Origin of the sequence: Streptomyces sp. SPB162 (assembly GCF_029504575.1) — a bacterium.
Classification (GTDB): domain Bacteria; phylum Actinomycetota; class Actinomycetes; order Streptomycetales; family Streptomycetaceae; genus Actinacidiphila.
The window spans coordinates 4,504,475-4,520,231 of sequence record NZ_JAQFII010000001.1; the positions used below are offsets into that span (position 1 = coordinate 4,504,475).

At 70.5% G+C, this 15,757-nt stretch carries 13 protein-coding genes and 4 pseudogenes; 12 read left to right on the plus strand and 5 right to left on the minus strand.

Annotated elements, in window-relative coordinates; all coding sequences use genetic code 11:
- The first annotated feature begins 1 nt into the window (after position 1).
- The 3 genes and pseudogenes from M2266_RS20635 to ccsB all read left to right on the plus strand — a co-directional run bounded on the left by M2266_RS20635 (position 2) and on the right by ccsB (position 3,622).
- The gene (locus tag M2266_RS20635; protein WP_277441283.1) at positions 2–688 is read left to right on the plus strand and encodes a cytochrome c biogenesis protein CcdA; all 687 of its coding nucleotides are present in this window, start codon (positions 2–4) and stop codon (positions 686–688) included.
- A 3-nt stretch (positions 689–691) separates the two neighbouring features.
- Complete coding sequence (locus tag M2266_RS20640) at positions 692–2,551, plus strand: cytochrome c biogenesis protein ResB (protein ID WP_277439526.1); 1,860 nt, start codon at positions 692–694, stop codon at positions 2,549–2,551.
- Positions 2,548–3,622 (plus strand): annotated as a pseudogene (gene ccsB, locus M2266_RS20645) (c-type cytochrome biogenesis protein CcsB). Before M2266_RS20640 ends, ccsB begins: the two are co-directional and overlap by 4 nt.
- 74 nt (positions 3,623–3,696) lie before the next feature.
- Here ccsB and M2266_RS20650 read toward each other — a convergent pair.
- Positions 3,697–3,975 (minus strand): PLD nuclease N-terminal domain-containing protein, encoded by a 279-nt coding sequence (locus M2266_RS20650; RefSeq protein ID WP_277439527.1) that lies wholly within the window; start codon positions 3,973–3,975, stop codon positions 3,697–3,699.
- Between the two features lie 87 nt (positions 3,976–4,062).
- On the opposite strand from M2266_RS20650, the gene M2266_RS20655 reads away from it, so the two are divergent.
- Positions 4,063–5,523, plus strand: a complete 1,461-nt coding sequence (locus M2266_RS20655) for a menaquinone biosynthesis decarboxylase (RefSeq protein WP_277439528.1) — start codon at positions 4,063–4,065, stop codon at positions 5,521–5,523.
- Positions 5,520–6,443 carry a menaquinone biosynthesis prenyltransferase MqnP gene (gene mqnP, locus M2266_RS20660; protein ID WP_277439529.1) on the plus strand — a complete coding sequence of 308 codons (924 nt, stop codon included), beginning with the start codon at positions 5,520–5,522 and terminating at the stop codon, positions 6,441–6,443. The genes M2266_RS20655 and mqnP overlap by 4 nt, the downstream gene beginning before the upstream one ends.
- A gap of 28 nt (positions 6,444–6,471) precedes the next feature.
- Here the strand turns inward: mqnP and M2266_RS20665 are convergent, their stop codons facing one another.
- Positions 6,472–7,593, minus strand: a complete 1,122-nt coding sequence (locus M2266_RS20665) for a hypothetical protein (protein WP_277439530.1) — start codon at positions 7,591–7,593, stop codon at positions 6,472–6,474.
- 104 nt (positions 7,594–7,697) lie between these two features.
- Positions 7,698–8,252 (minus strand): rhomboid family intramembrane serine protease, encoded by a 555-nt coding sequence (locus M2266_RS20670; RefSeq protein ID WP_277441284.1) that lies wholly within the window; start codon positions 8,250–8,252, stop codon positions 7,698–7,700.
- A gap of 249 nt (positions 8,253–8,501) precedes the next feature.
- Between M2266_RS20670 and M2266_RS20675 the strand changes: the two genes are divergently transcribed.
- The 6 genes and pseudogenes from M2266_RS20675 (at position 8,502) to M2266_RS20700 (ending at position 13,427) form a co-directional block, all read left to right on the plus strand.
- Positions 8,502–9,176 (plus strand): UbiX family flavin prenyltransferase, encoded by a 675-nt coding sequence (locus M2266_RS20675; protein ID WP_277439531.1) that lies wholly within the window; start codon positions 8,502–8,504, stop codon positions 9,174–9,176.
- Between the two features lie 93 nt (positions 9,177–9,269).
- A pseudogene (locus tag M2266_RS20680) lies at positions 9,270–9,726 on the plus strand (Lrp/AsnC family transcriptional regulator).
- 75 nt (positions 9,727–9,801) lie between these two features.
- Positions 9,802–10,965 carry an aminofutalosine synthase MqnE gene (mqnE, locus tag M2266_RS20685; protein WP_277439532.1) on the plus strand — a complete coding sequence of 388 codons (1,164 nt, stop codon included), beginning with the start codon at positions 9,802–9,804 and terminating at the stop codon, positions 10,963–10,965.
- 117 nt (positions 10,966–11,082) lie between these two features.
- The gene (locus M2266_RS20690) at positions 11,083–11,601 is read left to right on the plus strand and encodes a GNAT family N-acetyltransferase (protein WP_277439533.1); all 519 of its coding nucleotides are present in this window, start codon (positions 11,083–11,085) and stop codon (positions 11,599–11,601) included.
- Positions 11,602–11,630: 29 nt separating this feature from the next.
- Positions 11,631–11,920 (plus strand): annotated as a pseudogene (locus M2266_RS20695) (DUF4229 domain-containing protein).
- 181 nt (positions 11,921–12,101) lie between these two features.
- Positions 12,102–13,427 carry a dicarboxylate/amino acid:cation symporter gene (locus tag M2266_RS20700; RefSeq protein WP_277439534.1) on the plus strand — a complete coding sequence of 442 codons (1,326 nt, stop codon included), beginning with the start codon at positions 12,102–12,104 and terminating at the stop codon, positions 13,425–13,427.
- 105 nt (positions 13,428–13,532) lie between these two features.
- Here M2266_RS20700 and M2266_RS20705 read toward each other — a convergent pair whose 3' ends face one another.
- Complete coding sequence (locus tag M2266_RS20705) at positions 13,533–14,081, minus strand: DUF1707 and FHA domain-containing protein (protein WP_277439535.1); 549 nt, start codon at positions 14,079–14,081, stop codon at positions 13,533–13,535.
- A 194-nt stretch (positions 14,082–14,275) separates the two neighbouring features.
- Between M2266_RS20705 and M2266_RS20710 the strand changes: the two are divergent.
- Positions 14,276–14,870, plus strand: a pseudogene (locus M2266_RS20710) (TetR/AcrR family transcriptional regulator).
- Here M2266_RS20710 and M2266_RS20715 read toward each other — a convergent pair.
- Positions 14,833–15,735, minus strand: coding sequence for a MaoC/PaaZ C-terminal domain-containing protein (locus M2266_RS20715; protein ID WP_277439536.1), 903 nt, complete (start codon positions 15,733–15,735; stop codon positions 14,833–14,835). The pseudogene M2266_RS20710 and the gene M2266_RS20715 overlap by 38 nt on opposite strands.
- Between the last annotated feature and the right edge of the window lie 22 nt (positions 15,736–15,757).

Consider the following 15,757-nt stretch of genomic DNA (forward strand, 5'->3'; position numbering starts at 1 on the left):
GATGCTCGGCGGCCTGGTCTCGTTCTTCTCCCCGTGCGTCCTGCCGCTGGTGCCCGGCTACCTCTCCTACGTGACCGGCACGTCCGGCGCGGACCTCGCGGAGGCCAAGCGCGGCCGGATGGTCGCCGGCGCGTCGTTGTTCGTCCTCGGCTTCACCGCCGTCTTCGTCTCCGGCGGGGCGCTCTTCGGCTACTTCGGGCTGCGGCTGCAGGAGCACAAGGAGATCATCTCCCAGGTACTCGGCGTCGCCACGATCCTCATGGGCCTCGCGTTCATGGGGATACTGGGCGGCCTGACCCAACGCGACCTCCGTTTTCACCGCAAGCCCGCGATGGGCCTGGTCGGCGCGCCACTGCTCGGCGTGCTCTTCGGTGTCGGCTGGGCGCCGTGCGTCGGCCCGACGCTGGGCGCCGTGCAGGCGCTGGCCTTCAACGAGGCGAGCGCGGGGCGCGGGGCGCTGCTCACCGTCTTCTACTGCGTGGGCCTCGGCCTGCCGTTCATCGTCGCCGCGGTGGCCTTCCGCCGCGTACTGGGCGCGTTCGGGTGGGTCAAGCGCCACTATGTGTGGGTCATGCGGATCGGTGGCGGCATGCTCGTCGCGGTCGGCGTGCTCCTGCTCACCGGCGTGTGGGACGACATGGTCGTCTCCCTGCAGAGCTGGTCCGCCAACTTCACCCCTGGGGTCTGATTCATGAGTACGGAATCCGGGCCGAAGACCGCCCGCGAAGCCGAGGAAGGCACTGCGGCCGACCGCGCCGCGGAAGACCGGGCGACCGACGTCCGCGAGACGGGCAGCGGCGCCGGCGGTGGCGCCGGCGACTACGGGTCGGCGGGCGCGCAGCTCTCGACGGCGCCGGTCGAGGAACTCGGCGAGGTGGTTCCCGGCTCCTTCGGGGGTGTGCGCGGACCCGGCTGGCGCGGAGCGCTCGGCTGGACGCTGCGCGAGTGCTTCGGCTGGCTGCGCTGGATGTGGCGGCAGCTCACGTCGATGCGGATCGCCCTGATCCTGCTCTTCCTGCTGTCCATGGCCGCGATCCCCGGCTCGCTGGTCCCGCAGACCAGCGTCGACGAGCTCAAGGCGCAGTCGTGGAAGGACGTGCACCCCAACGCCACCCCGATCTACGAGCGGCTCGGACTGTTCCACGTCTACAGCTCGCCGTGGTTCTCGGCGATCTACATCCTGCTGTTCATCTCGCTGGCCGGCTGCATCCTGCCCCGCAGCTGGCAGTTCGTCGGCCAGCTGCGCTCCCGGCCGCCGGCCGCGCCGCGCAACCTGACCCGGCTGCCGGCATACACGACCTGGCGCACCGCGGCGGGTGAGGACGAGGTGCTGGACGCCGCGCACAAGCTGCTGCGCGGCCGCCGGTTCCGTACCCACCGCGCCGGCGGCGCCGTCGCGTCCGAGAAGGGCTTCCTGCGCGAGGCCGGCAACCTGATGTTCCACCTGGCGCTCTTCGGGTTGCTGATCTCCTTCGCGGTCGGCGCGCTGTGGAAGGGCGAGGGCGGCAAGCTGATCGTCGAGGGCGACGGCTTCTCCAACAACCTCACGCAGTACGACGACTTCAAGCCCGGCACGTTCTACACCGCCGACGACCTGGACCCCTTCGGCTTCTCGCTGGACAGCTTCGACGCCACGTACGCGCGGACCGGCCCGCAGAAGGGCACCCCGCGCACGTTCCGCGCCAACATCCACTATTGGAAGGGCCCGGACGGCAAGCCGGTCAAGTCCTCGATCGAGGTCAACAAGCCGCTGGAGATCGACGGCGAGACGGTCTACCTGATCGGGCACGGCTACGCGCCGGTCGTCACCGTGAAGGACGCCCGCGGCACGGTCGTCTACCAGGGCCCGACGCCGTTCCTGCCGAGTGACGGCAGCCTCACCTCGCGCGGCGTCGTGAAGGTCACCGACAACTATCGGAACAAGGCGGGTCGTCAGGACCAGCTGGCGTTCAGCGGGATCTTCGCCCCCACGATGGTGATCGACAACCAGGGGCCGCACTCGGTCTTCCCCGCGCTCGACCGCCCCGCGCTGGTCCTGACCGCCTACCACGGCGACCTGGGCATGGACGGCGGCGTGCCGCAGAGCGTGTACCAGCTCGACGACAAGAAGATGACGCAGTACAAGGCCGCCGACGGACAGCCGCTGCGCCAGGTGCTGGCCGTCGGGGAGGTCCTGCAGCTGCCCGACGGCGGCGGCTCCATCACCTTCGACGGCGTCAAGACCTGGGCCAGCTTCCAGGTCTCCCACCAGGTCGGCAACGGCTGGGCGCTCGGCAGCGCGGTCGCCGCGATCCTGGGCCTGGCCGGCTCGCTGTTCATTCAGCGCCGCCGCGTGTGGATCCGCGCCACCCCGGGTGCGGACGGGGTGACCGTCGTGGAGCTGGCCGGACTCGGCCGCAGCGAGTCCGCGAGGATCGCCGACGAGATCGGGGACCTCGCCTACAAGCTCCTGCCGGACGCGCCCCAGCTACCGGACCCCAGCGGTCCCGGCGGCACAGCCAACGACCCCTCGGACGAACCTCACCTGCCAGACGAAGGAGCGCGCGCGTGACTATCGCGGCAGCGGTCAATGAGAACTTCGCGAACTACAGCAACTACCTGATCTACTCGGCCATGGCGGTCTACACGCTCGCCTTCCTCGCGCACCTGGCCGAGTGGGTGTTCGGCAGCCGCAGCAGGGTCGCGGTGACCGCGGCGGCGCTCACCGCCCCTGCGGCGGCCCCCCGCGATCGAGGTCGTCCAGCGCGGCGGCGGCACCGCCACCCTGGAGCGTCCCAAGGTGGTCACCCGCTCCACGACCAGCGACCGCGGTATTCCCGACGGCCCCGGCGCAGCCGGCACCGACGCGGACGGCGACAGGTACGGGCGGATCGCGGTCTCGCTGACCGTGCTCGCCTTCCTGTTCCACCTGGGCGCCGTCGCGTGCCGCGCCGCCTCCGTGCAGCGGGTGCCGTGGGGCAACATGTACGAGTTCTCGACGACCTTCGGCATGGTCGCGGTCGGCATGTACCTGGTGCTGCTGGCGCTGAAGAAGCGGGTCCGCTGGATCGGGCTCTTCCTCACCACCACCGTGCTGCTGGACCTCGGCCTGGCCGTCGCGGTCCTCTACACCGACAGCGACCAGCTGGTCCCGGCGCTGCACTCGTACTGGCTGTGGATCCACGTCTCGTGCGCGATCATCTCCGGCGCGGTCTTCTACCTCGCGGCCGTCGGGACGTTCCTGTTCCTCTTCCGCGACTACTACGAGGCGGCCCTGACCGCCGGTCGTGCGGTGAACCCGACCTGGGCGAACATCATGAACCGGCTGCCGTCCGCGGCGACGCTGGACAAGTTCGCGTACCGGATGAACGCGCTGGTCTTCCCGCTGTACACGTTCACCGTCATCGCGGGTTCGATCTGGGCGCAGGCCGCCTGGGGCCGGTACTGGGGCTGGGACCCCAAGGAGACCTGGTCGTTCATCACCTGGGTCGCGTACGCCTGCTACCTGCACGCCCGTGCGACCGCCGGCTGGAAGGGCCGCAAGGCCGCCGCGCTGGCGCTGGTCGCCTTCGCGTGCTTCATCTTCAACTACTACGGCGTGAACATCTTCATCACCGGCAAGCACTCGTACGCCGGCGTCTGACACCTCCGGACTCCTGCCCGTACGGCCGCTCTCCCCCCGGGGGGCGGCCGTTCCGGCCTCAGCCGCCGGGCGCCTCAGCTGCCGGACGGCGGTGTGTCGTCCTTCAGACCCTTGAGGAAGTCCGGGTTGTCGTCCGGCGCGATCCACCGCTGGGGCGCGGGCGCGCGGCGGCGGTCGCGGCCCGCGACGAGCCACGCGATCGGTCCGACGAGGACCTCGCCGAAGAGCAGGATGATGATCACCCACACCACTTTGGGCAGCCCGCGGACCTCTTCCTCCGGGGTGTTCAGGCAGTCGATGAACGCGTAGATCCACAACGCGAGCACCAGCAGGAACGGTAGATACCTGATCATGGTGGACGTGCCCCCTGAACCGGAAGAACGGGCCGTGGCAGGGCCCGGTGACGGGTACAGGGTAGTGCGTGGCGGATACTGGACCCTATGGCTTACGACGATCTTCGGTCCTTCCTGCGGGCCCTGGAGAAGGACGGCGACCTCCGGCGGATCAAAGCCGAGGTTGACCCGTATCTGGAGGTCGGCGAGATCACCGACCGGGTGAACAAGGCGGGCGGCCCGGCGCTGCTCTTCGAGAACGTGCGCGGGTCGTCGATGCCGCTCGCGATGAACGTGTTCGGGACCGACCGGCGGATGCTGAAGTCCCTCGGGCTGAAGGCGTACAGCGACATCAGCGACAAGATCGCCGGGCTGCTCAAGCCCGAGTTGCCGCACGGCTTCACCGGCGTGCGGGAGGCGTTCGGCAAGCTCGCCGGGATGACGCACGTACCGCCGAAGAAGGTGAAGTCCGGCGACGCGCCCGTGCAGGAGGTCGTGCTGACGGGTGACGACGTGGACCTGGACGCGCTGCCCGCGCTGTTCACCTGGCCGGAGGACGGCGGCTCGTTCTTCAACCTCGGGCTGACGCACACCAAGGACCCGGAGTCCGGGGTGCGCAACCTCGGGCTGTACCGGCTGCAGCGGCACGACCGGAACACCATCGGGATGCACTGGCAGATCCACAAGGACAGCCGCAACCACTACAAGGTGGCGGAGCGGCGCGGTGAGCGGCTGCCGGTCGCCATCGCGTTCGGCTGCCCGCCGGCGGTGACGTACGCGTCGACCGCGCCGTTGCCCGGCGACATCGACGAGTACCTGTTCGCGGGCTTCGTGCAGGGCAAGCGGGTGGAGATGGTGGACTGCAAGACCGTCCCGCTCCAGGTCCCGGCCAACGCGGAGGTCGTGCTGGAGGGCTGGCTGGAGCCCGGGAAGACGCTTCCCGAGGGGCCGTTCGGCGACCACACCGGCTTCTACACCCCGCAGGAACCGTTCCCCGCGCTGACCATCGACTGCGTGACGATGCGGAAGCGTCCGCTGCTGCAGTCGATCGTGGTGGGCCGGCCGCCCACGGAGGACGGGCCGCTGGGCCGGGCCACCGAGCGGTTCTTCCTGCCGCTGCTGAAGATCATCGTGCCGGACATCGTGGACTACCACCTGCCGGAGGCGGGCGGCTTCCACAACTGCGCGATCGTCTCGATCGACAAGAAGTACCCGAAGCACGCCCAGAAGACGATGCACGCGATCTGGGGCGCGCACATGATGTCGCTGACGAAGCTGGTCATCATCGTGGACGCCGACTGCGATGTGCACGACCTGCACGAGGTCGCCTGGCGCGCGCTCGGCAACACCGACTACGCCCGCGACCTGACAGTCGTCGAGGGGCCGGTCGACCACCTGGACCACGCCTCCTACCAGCAGTTCTGGGGCGGCAAGGCGGGTATCGACGCGACTCGTAAGCTCCCCGAGGAGGGGTACACGCGCGACGGCGGCTGGCCGGAGATGGTGGTCTCCGATCCGGAGACGGCCGCGAAGGTCGACCGGCGCTGGAAGGAGTACGGCCTCTCGTGACCACGGATTCCGCAACCTCGGACCTCTTCGCCCCGGAGCCCGCGCCGCCCGGCAGGATCAGGGCGTTCCTGCGGCTCGTCATGATCGAGCACTCGGTCTTCGCGCTGCCGTTCGCGTACATCGCCGCGCTGACCGCGATGTTCACGCTGGACGGCTCCGTCCACTGGTGGCGGCTGGTCCTCATCACCGTGGCGATGGTGGGGCTGCGCACCTTCGCGATGGCGTGCAACCGGATCATCGACCGCGAGATCGACGCCCGCAATCCGCGGACCGCGCAGCGCGAACTGGTCACCGGGGCGGTGTCGGTGCGCTCCGCGTGGACCGGCGCGCTGGTGGCCGTGGTCGTCTTCCTGGGCGCGGCGGCGCTGCTCAATCCGCTGTGCCTGGCGCTGGCTCCGATCGCCGTCATCCCGATGGTGGTCTATCCGTACGGCAAGCGGTTCACGAACTTCCCGCACGCGATCCTCGGCGTCGCGCAGGCGATGGGCCCGATCGGCGCGTGGCTCGCGGTCACCGGCGAGTGGTCGTGGGACGCGGTGATCCTGGGGCTGGCCGTCGGCGTGTGGATCGGCGGCTTCGACCTGATCTTCGGCTCGCAGGACGTCGCGGCCGACCGGGCGGACGGCGTCAAGTCCGTCCCGGCCCGGTTCGGCGTCGCCGCCGCGCTGTACGGCGCGCGCGGCTGCCATGTCGTCACGACGGTCCTGCTGGCCTGGTTCGGTGTCGCCACCGGCGCGGGCGCGTTCTGGTGGGCGGGCCTGGCGGTCGTCGCGAGCGCGTTCCTGTACGAGCACTCGATCGTGCGGCCGAACGATCTGAGCCGGCTGAACCGTGCGTTCTTCCAGGTGAACGGGTTCATCGGCATCGCGCTGTTCGTCTGCGCGCTGTTGGACCTCACGGTCCGCGGCCTCGGTATCTGACGGACACCGAGGCCGCGCCCGTCGCGCGTTACGCGCCGAGGCCCTTCATGTTCATCGCACCGAACATGAACAGGCCCATGATGTCCTGCGGCTTGAGCTCCCGCGCGCCGGCCGGGGCCTCGACCGGGGCGCTGCCACCGTTCAGGCCGATGACCAGCGGGAGCTTGCCCTGGGGCTTCTCGTTGAACTGGGCGACGTCCAGGCTGATCCCGGACAGCATGCCGTCCTTGATCGACAGGTCCACCGCGAGGTCCTTGGCCGGCACCTTGCCGGGGTCCGGCGCCTTGAAGCCCGGGATCTGCTTCTCCAGCGGGGCGAAGCCCTTGGCGAGGTCCTTGGCCGTCTGCCCCGCCGGGACCGTCATGATGACGTGGTCCACGCCGTCGGTGCTGCCCTTGTCGGTGAACTTCGCGTTCTGTGCGATCGCCTGCTTGACGGCGTCGACCAACTGCTGCTGGGTCTTGGCGTCGAGGGACGACGGGTCCGGCACCGGCAGCGGCGACTTGCCGAGGCTCTTGTCCCCGCCGAGGGTCTTGGAGAACTCGGTGAACACCTGCGGGTCGAGCGAGATCCACTTGCCCGTCAGCGCGTCCTTCACCACATCGAGCGACGGCGGCAGCTTGTCCGCGGAGCCGAGGAACCCGTCGATCCCCGCGCGGTCGCCGCCCTTGTCGCCGCCGAGCGCGGACAGCGCCTTGACGTCGGCCCGCAGGTAGACCTTCTTGTCGACGGCCCGGACCTCGATGAGGTTCTGCTTCCCCGCGGCGTCCGAGGTCAGCTGGAAGGAGAACGACGAGCCGTCGCCCATGCCCCCCTTCGCGTCCTGGGTGGCCGCGGCGTCCTTGAGGGGCTTGTCGGAGCTCACCCCGAGCCTGGCGTGGAGACCCGCGAGCATCTTCGCGTCGTCCTTGGTGAAGTCGTCCTCGCCCTTCATCGCGGCCCAGATCTGGGCCTCGGTGGCGTCGAAGGCGACGGTCGCGGTGACCGCCTTCTGCTCCCCGAGCCGGTCCACGGCGTTCTTGACCTTCACCGCCGCACCGACCTGCTGGACGGTGCCGCAGGCGGCGGAGGCGCTGGCTATGAGGGCGACGCAGCCGATGGCGGCCAGCCCCTTGTGTGCGGTACTGATGTGGTGACTCCCGTAGAACAAGCGGGTCTTCGGCCGGTGGGCTTCGACGCCGGATGAGATCTGCAGATTAGCCGGGTGTGCCGGCCGGCCGCGAAGGCCTTTTCGGGCGGATGCGCGCGGGCTCGTCACCGCGTCGAACGGACGGGTGTGCGGGCGGGGTCGGGCGTGCGCGCGCGGAAGAAGAAGGCGGAGGCGACGCCGCCGAGGAGACCGAAGAGGTGGCCCTGCCAGGAGACGCCCTGGGCGCTGGGCAGCACGCCCCACAGGATCGACCCGTACAGCACCGCGACGCCGGCGCCGACGGCTATGTCCAGCAGCCGGCGGTCGACGAACCCGCGCACCAGGAGGTAGCCGAAGAGGCCGAAGACGACACCGGAGGCGCCCGCCGTGTTGGTGTGCGCGGGCGCCACGAGCCAGACGCCCAGGCCGCTGGCCAGGATGATGACGAAGGAGACGCTGAGGAAGCGGGTGATGCCGCGCAGCGCCGCGATGAACCCCAGGACGAGCAGCGGCAGGCTGTTGGCCGCGACATGGGCGAACCCGAAGTGCATGAAGGCGGCCGGGATGATGTCGCGTAGCTCACCCGTCTCGCGCGGCACGATGCCGAAGGTGTCGAGCGAGTGGTGCGTCGCCACGTCAACGGCTTCGAGCAGCCACAGCAGGCCCACCCACGCCAGCATGACCGCCGCGGCCGCCGTGACCCTCGCCCCGCCGCGCAGCGGAGCGGCGAGACCGACGCTCGCCTGCGCGGAACGGTCCGCGACCGGTTCGTAGCTGTGACTCACCGAGGCCCCCCTCAGATCCATGTGTCCCTACCGTAGACAACGCCACCGACATCCGGGGTGGTTCCCGGGGAGTGGCCCGACCGTCCCGGGGCCCGTCACAGCTCCCGTCGCGGCACGTCCCAGGTGTCCGGATAGGCTCGACAGGTGGAAACGAGCCTGCGCACCCCCTGGATCGTCGGGGTCTCCGGAGCATCCGGGACGCCCTACGCCGCCGCCGTGCTCCGGGGGCTGCTGCGGGCGGGCGAGGCGGTGGACCTGGTGGTCAGCCGGGCCGCCCGGCTGACGCTGCTCGACGAGACCGGCCACCCCTTCCGTGACGCGCACTGGCGCGACGACCTGCGGACCTGGCTGACGCGCGGCGCCGACGGCAAGGACGGGCACTTCGATCTGGAGCCCGCGGACCTGGCGGACGTGCGGTTCTGGGCGGCGGGCGACCTCGCGGCCGGACCGTCCTCCGGCTCGTATCCCGTCAAGGGGATGCTCATCGTGCCCGCCAGCACCGCCTGTGTGGCGGGCGTCGCACTCGGGCTGTCGAAGGACCTGCTGCAGCGGGCGGCGAGCGTCACGCTCAAGGAGCGCAGGACGCTGGTGGTCGCGGTCCGTGAGACGCCGCTGAACGGCCAGACCCTCAAGCACCTGGTGACGCTCGACGAGGCGGGCGCCGTCGTCCTGCCCGCGTCGCCCGCCTTCTACGCGGGTGCCCGGCACATCCAGGACCTGGTGGACTTCGTCGCCGGGCGGGTGCTGGACGCGGCGGCGGTGCCGCATCAGCTGTACCGCCGGTGGGAAGGCGAGCTCGGATCGGCCGGTTCGAGCTGACCTCTGCGCTGATGCGCAGGCCGCAGGGTCGCGGATGCCTTAGATTCTTGTTCGCACGGCGCAATCGATGCATGAACGGGAGGGTCCAGGCATATGGACGCGGTGGACAGGCAGCTCATCCAGGCGCTGCGCGAGAACGGGGCGGGCCTCGTACGCGGAGCTGGGCCGGCTGGTGGGGCTCTCCGGGCCCAGCGTCACCGACCGGATCAACCGTCTGGAACAGGCCGGGGTGATCACCGGCTACCGGGCCACCGTCGCGCCCGTTGCGCTCGGACTCGGCGTGACCGCCCTGGTGGGACTGCAGCTCAGCGACGCGGCCGACCATGAGGACGTGGCCCACCGGCTGCGCGACCTGGACGAGATCGAGGACTGCTGGTTCATCGCGGGCGACGACTCGTACATGCTCAAGGTCAGGGTCGGCGACGTGGACGGCCTGGAGCGGACGATCCGCCGGCTGTCGGGAACGAAGGGCGTGGCCCGTACCCGGACCACGATCGTGCTCTCCACGAAGTGGGAGAACAGGGTCGGATCGCTCCCCGAAGAGGTGTGAGTGGGGCCTGCTCGCGGGCGGGATCCGGGGGAGTAGTTTTGATCGGGTCGGAATGGCAACTAGGAGGCGGCAGGCATGGACGCTGGACTCAAGCGTGAGCTGGAGGAGAAGGTCTACGCGGGTGAGCGGCTGACCCGTGAGGACGGAGTCGCCCTCTACGAGTCCGACGACCTCGCCTGGTTGGGTGGTCTCGCGCACCACGTACGGACGAAGAAGAACGGCGACGTCGTCCACTTCAACGTCAACCGGCACCTGAACATGACGAACGTGTGCACCGCGTCGTGTGCCTACTGCTCGTTCCAGCGCAAGCCGGGCGAGAAGGACGCGTACACGATGCGCATCGAGGAGGCCGTCCGTCTCGCGAAGACGATGGAGGGCGAGAACCTCACCGAGCTGCACATCGTCAACGGTCTGCACCCGACGCTGCCGTGGCGGTACTACCCGCGCTCGCTGAAGGCCCTCAAGGAGGCGCTGCCGTCCGTCTCGCTGAAGGCGTTCACGGCGACGGAGATCCACCACTTCGAGACGATCTCCGGCCTGTCGGCCTCCGACATCCTGGACGAGCTGATCGAGGCGGGCCTGGAGTCGCTGACCGGTGGCGGCGCCGAGATCTTCGACTGGGAGGTCCGGCAGCACATCGTGGACCACCGCACCCACTGGGAGGACTGGTCCCGGATCCACCGCCTGGCGCACTCCAAGGGCCTCAAGACCCCGGCGACGATGCTCTACGGGCACATCGAGGAGCCGCGGCACCGGGTCGACCACGTGCTGCGGCTGCGTGAGCTGCAGGACGAGACCGGCGGCTTCCAGGTCTTCATCCCGCTGCGGTACCAGCACGACTTCGTGGACATGAAGGACGGCAAGATCCGCAACACGCTGCAGGCCCGCACCACGATGGCCAGCGGCGCCGACGCGCTCAAGACGTTCGCCGTCTCCCGACTGCTGTTCGACAACGTGCCGCACGTCAAGGTCTTCTGGGTGATGCACGGCCTGGCCACGGCGCAGCTGGCGCTGAACCACGGCGCGGACGACATGGACGGCTCGGTCGTCGAGTACAAGATCACGCACGACGCGGACGCGTACGGGACGCCGAACAAGCTGAACCGTGACGACATCCTCGACCTGATCCGCGACGCCGGCTTCCAGCCGGTCGAGCGGAACACGCGCTACGAGATCATCCGCGAGTACCCGGGGCCGAACGCCGAGCGGCGCGAGTCCCCGCAGCCGATGCGCTTCTGACGTCCCGCTGTTCGCCGCCCGTCCGCCGAGGGCCCCGACCGCACGCACGAGCGTGGGGCCGGGGCCCTCGCGCTTTATCCGTTGCCGAACGGCGGCGGTAATATCTACGATGGCTGTATGACCCTTACTTGCACGCGCGACCCCGAGCTGTCCGCCGGTCTCCGCCAAGAGATCGTCCGGATCTGGACCGACGCCTCCAATGCCGGCGGGGCCGTCGGCTTCGTCCCGCCGGTCACGGCCGATGACGTGCGCCCGGTCGCCGAGGGCCAGTTCGCGGCGGTCGACGCGGGGACCCAGCGGCTGCTCGTCGCGTACGAGGACGGGCGGGCGATCGGCACGGTCTTCCTCAAGCTCAACACCCACCGGCTGATGCGGCACTGGTGCACGCTGGTCACGGTGATGGTCGACCCGGTCCTGCAGGGCGGCGGCCGCGGTCGCCGGATGGTGGACGAGGCCGTCGACTTCGCCCGCGACCTGGGCTTCGACGCCCTGCGGCTCGGGGTGCGCGGCGGCACCGGCGTGGACGCCTTCTACGCCGCCTGCGGCTTCAAGGAGGTCGGCCGCGTACCGGACGCGATCCGCGTCGCCGCCGACGACTTCCGCGACGACATCGCCATGTGGCTCCCCCTGCACTGATCGTCGGCGGGGCATGCTTCACTGGAAGCATGTTCCGTTACACCGCCATGCGTTTTGGCCTCTTCGTCGCCTGCTTCGCGGTCATCTGGGGTCTGGTCGCCCTGCGGATCCTGCCGGCCGGGCTCGGGAGCTCCAACCTGCTGTGGGTCGCGCTGCTCGCGCTCGTCATCTCCGCGCCGCTGAGCTTCGTCCTGCTGCGTGGTGCCCGTGACGCCGCGCGTCCGCGCAGGTCTCCGCGCGCGTTGAGCGCAGCCGGTCGAACTTCGCCAAGAACCAGAGCGCGGAGGACGACGCGGACGACGCCGCGCGCGCCGCGTAGTACCTCGTAGCGCCGTTCGACATCGCGCGTCCCGCCGGGGGTCGGTGAGTAACCCTCGTCACACGCTTGCCCTGCCCCGCCGTGAACACCTCGTTCGCGGCGGGGCTTTGCGTTGTCCGCGTCACGTGATCCCAAAGAATCCCTTTGGGTTTCCCAAAGCCCGGGTGTTAGCGTCAAGAACATGTCTCCTACATCCAGTCGCGTACGCATACCCAAGATCCCGTTCTGGGCCCAGATCCTCGGCGGCCTCGTCCTGGGTGTGCTGCTCGGCTGGATCGCCCGCAGCGGCGACGTCGCCTGGCTCGGCAAGACGCTCGACGAGATCGGCTCGATCTTCGTCCAGCTGCTCAAGCTCGCCGTCGCCCCGCTGGTCTTCTTCGCCATCGTGGTCTCGATCACCAACCTGCGGAACGTCTCCAACGCCGCCCGGCTGGCCACCCGCACGCTGCTCTGGTTCATGATCACGTCGCTGATCGCGGTCTCCATCGGCCTCGCGATCGGTCTGCTCACCAACCCCGGCTCCGGCAGCGGCCTCACCCCGGCCGACGGCTCCAAGCCCCAGCACACCGGCTCCTGGCTGGACTTCCTCACGGGGATCATCCCGACCGACGTCGTCTCGCCGTTCACCGAGCTGAACGTGTTGCAGATCGTCTTCATGGCGGCCGTCGTCGGCATCGCGCTGCTCCAGCTCGGCACGAAGGCCGAGCCGATCCTCACCCTCAGCTCCTCGGTCCTCGAACTGCTGCAGAAGGCCCTGTGGTGGGTCATCAAGCTCGCGCCGCTGGGCACGCTGGGCCTGATCGGCAACGCGATCAACGCCTACGGCTGGGACCTGATCAAGCAGTACGCGACCTTCACCGCCGACGTCTACGTCGGCTGCGCGCTCGTCCTGTTCGGCGTCTACCCGCTGCTGCTGGCCACCGTCGCGAAGGTCAGCCCGCTGCAGTTCTTCCGCGGCGCCTGGCCGGCCATCCAGCTCGCCTTCGTCTCGCGCTCCTCGGTCGGCACGATGCCGGTCACCCAGCGCGTCACCGAGCGCCTCGGCGTCCCGCGCGAGTACGCCTCCTTCGCCGTCCCGTTCGGCGCCACCACCAAGATGGACGGCTGCGCGGCGATCTACCCGGCCCTCGCCGCCATCTTCATCGCCGAGGTCTTCGGCGTGCACCTGGGCATCGGCGACTACCTGCTGATCGCCTTCGTCTCGGTCATCGGCTCCGCCGCCACCGCCGGCCTCACCGGCGCCACGGTCATGCTCACCCTGACTCTCTCCACCCTGGGCCTCCCACTGGAGGGCGTCGGCCTCCTGCTCGCGATCGACCCGATCCTCGACATGATGCGCACCGCCACGAACGTGGCCGGTCAATCGGTCATCCCCGTCATCGTCGCGGCCCGCGAGAACATCCTCGACCGCGCGATGTACGCCACGGCCCACGGCGCGAACATCGACGACCTGATGGACGACGACGCGGACGCGGAGCGCGAGACGCGCGTCCCGGTCGCCGCGTAACAACTTCCCGCCACGTAAGCGGTGATGCCCTCGCCCCCCGGCTCCGCCGAGGGGGCGGGGGCGCCTGTCTTCGGCGTTCCGGGGGAGCCGAGGGGCTCAGCCATGTCAGCCTGAGGCGAGGCGGAAGTTGAGGCTGCCGAAGGCTACGTGGTCGCCGGGGTGGACGCGGACGGTTCCGGTGATGCGGAGGCCGTTGACGTGGGTGCCGTTGAGGGAGCCCAGGTCGGAGAGGAGCCAGGCGTCGTCCTGGTAGCGGAGCTCGGCGTGGGTGCGGGAGACCGAGTCGTGGCCGAGGCGGAGGTCGCACACCGGGGCGCGGCCGATGCGCAGCGGTTGCGGTCCGGGCTCGGGGAGTCGGAGGCCGGGGAGCTGCGGGGTGCGCCAGCTGCCGCGCAGTCGTACGGAGAGCGCCGAGAGGCGGGCGATGCCGCGCAGCAGCAGGAGTTGCGGGGCGCGGCCGCGGGCGGGGAGGTCGGCGAGGGCGCCGTCGACCTCGGCGCGGCTGCGGGCGGTGAGCACGATGTGCATGCGGTGCATGAAGGTGTCGTGGGAGATCCGGCCATCACCGGTCCCGGCGCGCAGCACGTCGAGGGCGTGGTCCCGCTCGGTCTCCGACGGCCGGACACCGGGGGTGCGGAACTCGGGCGACGTCATGGTGGGATTGTCGGCCCGTCAGTGGGACTCTGTCCAGATTCACGGCGGGTGGCCGGTTGCGCGGGGTCCCTCGCGGTCTGCGGGCCGGGGGCGGGCGCGCCCCGTAGGCTTACTTACGGGTAGCGCTAGGGGAGAGGTGGCACGGGGTGGGTGGGAAGACCAAGCGGGTGCCGCGACAGGTGCGCGAGCAGCAGATGCTCGACGCGGCGGTGGCGACTTTCGCGCGGCGGGGGTACCGGGCGGCGTCGATGGACGAGATCGCCGAGCTGGCGGGGGTGTCCAAGCCCCTCGTCTATCTGTACCTGAACTCGAAGGAGGAGCTGTTCACCGCGTGCATCCGGCGCGAGGCGGCGGCGCTCACCGAGGCGGTGATGGCCGGTGTGGAGCCGGGGGCGGCGCCCGACCGGCAACTGTGGTGCGGGCTGAGGGCGTTCTTCACGCACACGACCGAGCGCCCGGACGGATGGACCGTGCTGTACCAGCAGGCGCGGACCCAGGGGGAGCCGTTCGCGGACGAGGTCGCCAAGATGCGCGCGGAGATCGCCGAGTTCGTCAGGGAGCTGATCGCGGCCGCGGCCCGGGAGGCCGACTGCGCGGGCGAGCTCGCGGAACGCGAGGTCACGGCGCTGGCGCACGCCCTGGTGGGCGCGGCCGAATCACTGGCGGGCTGGGGCTGCGGGCAGCCGGGACAGTCGGGCAAGGACACCGCGGCGACGCTGATGAACTTCGCCTGGGCCCGGCCTGGACAACCTCATGAACGGCCGTCGCTGGGAACCACCTCGCCCGTGAGGTGGACGCGGTCGCCGCTGCGCAGTTCGAAGCGGGCGCCCGCTTCGGCGGTGCCGCAGGCCGCGTAGGTCACCGTGCCGGGCAGCAGTACCGGCGCTCTGAACCCGGCGTGCAGGGTGACGTGTTCGGCCGCCGCCGGGACGGCCTCGGCCGCGCAGCGGGCCACGGTCCACATGCCGTGGGCGATGGCGCGGGGGAAGCCGAGCGGCTTCGCCGTCCAGGGGTGGAGGTGGATCGGGTTGTAGTCGCCCGACACCCGCGCGTGGCGGCGGCCCAGGTCCGCGCCGAGCTGCCAGGTGGCGACGGCGGGCAGCCGGGACCCTTTCGGCTCCGACGTGTCGTCGGGGCGGGGGCCGGTGGCGCCGCTGTGCCGGGCGAGGTACGTGCTGCGGTCGGACCAGACGAGTTCGCCGTCGAGGCGGGCCTCGGTGACGAGCACGGCTTCGGTGCCGCGGTGGTGGGGGCGCAGCGCCGCGGTGTGGACGGTCAGTTCGGGGCGGTCGGCCGCGCGCAGCGCGCGCCGCTGGGTGATCTCGATCGAGGTGTGCACCAGTCCGAGCAGCGGCAGCGGGAACGCCGGGTCGGCCATCAGCTGCGCCGCGAGCGGGAATCCGAGGATGTGCGGGTAGGTCAGCGGTACCGCGCCGGGTGCCGCGTCGGCCGGCCGCTCACGGGTGAAGCCGCAGACCCGCGCGTACGCGGCGAGCCGCTCCGGGTCGACGCGGACGGCGGGCAGGACCAGCCGGTCGGTGGGCGCGGCGCCGTCGCGCGGCCGCCCGCGCTTGCGGCGCGAGCCGATCGCGCCCTTGGCCAGGACCAGGGGCAGCCGCGGTGGCGCGGCGAGGGTGCGGGTGCGGGTGGACACGTCGGTCGGTCCCTTCGATGCG

Bases quoted from the DNA above. Each gene is read 5' to 3' on its own strand.
- M2266_RS20635 (WP_277441283.1), top strand. From the start codon at position 2: ATGCTCGGCGGCCTGGTCTCGTTCTTCTCCCCGTGCGTCCTGCCGCTG.
- M2266_RS20640 (WP_277439526.1), top strand. From the start codon at position 692: ATGAGTACGGAATCCGGGCCGAAGACCGCCCGCGAAGCCGAGGAAGGC.
- M2266_RS20650 (WP_277439527.1), bottom strand. From the start codon at position 3,975: ATGATCAGGTATCTACCGTTCCTGCTGGTGCTCGCGTTGTGGATCTAC.
- M2266_RS20655 (WP_277439528.1), top strand. From the start codon at position 4,063: ATGGCTTACGACGATCTTCGGTCCTTCCTGCGGGCCCTGGAGAAGGAC.
- M2266_RS20670 (WP_277441284.1), bottom strand. From the start codon at position 8,252: ATGCTGGCGTGGGTGGGCCTGCTGTGGCTGCTCGAAGCCGTTGACGTG.
- mqnE (WP_277439532.1), top strand. From the start codon at position 9,802: ATGGACGCTGGACTCAAGCGTGAGCTGGAGGAGAAGGTCTACGCGGGT.
- M2266_RS20690 (WP_277439533.1), top strand. From the start codon at position 11,083: ATGACCCTTACTTGCACGCGCGACCCCGAGCTGTCCGCCGGTCTCCGC.
- M2266_RS20700 (WP_277439534.1), top strand. From the start codon at position 12,102: ATGTCTCCTACATCCAGTCGCGTACGCATACCCAAGATCCCGTTCTGG.
- M2266_RS20705 (WP_277439535.1), bottom strand. From the start codon at position 14,081: ATGACGTCGCCCGAGTTCCGCACCCCCGGTGTCCGGCCGTCGGAGACC.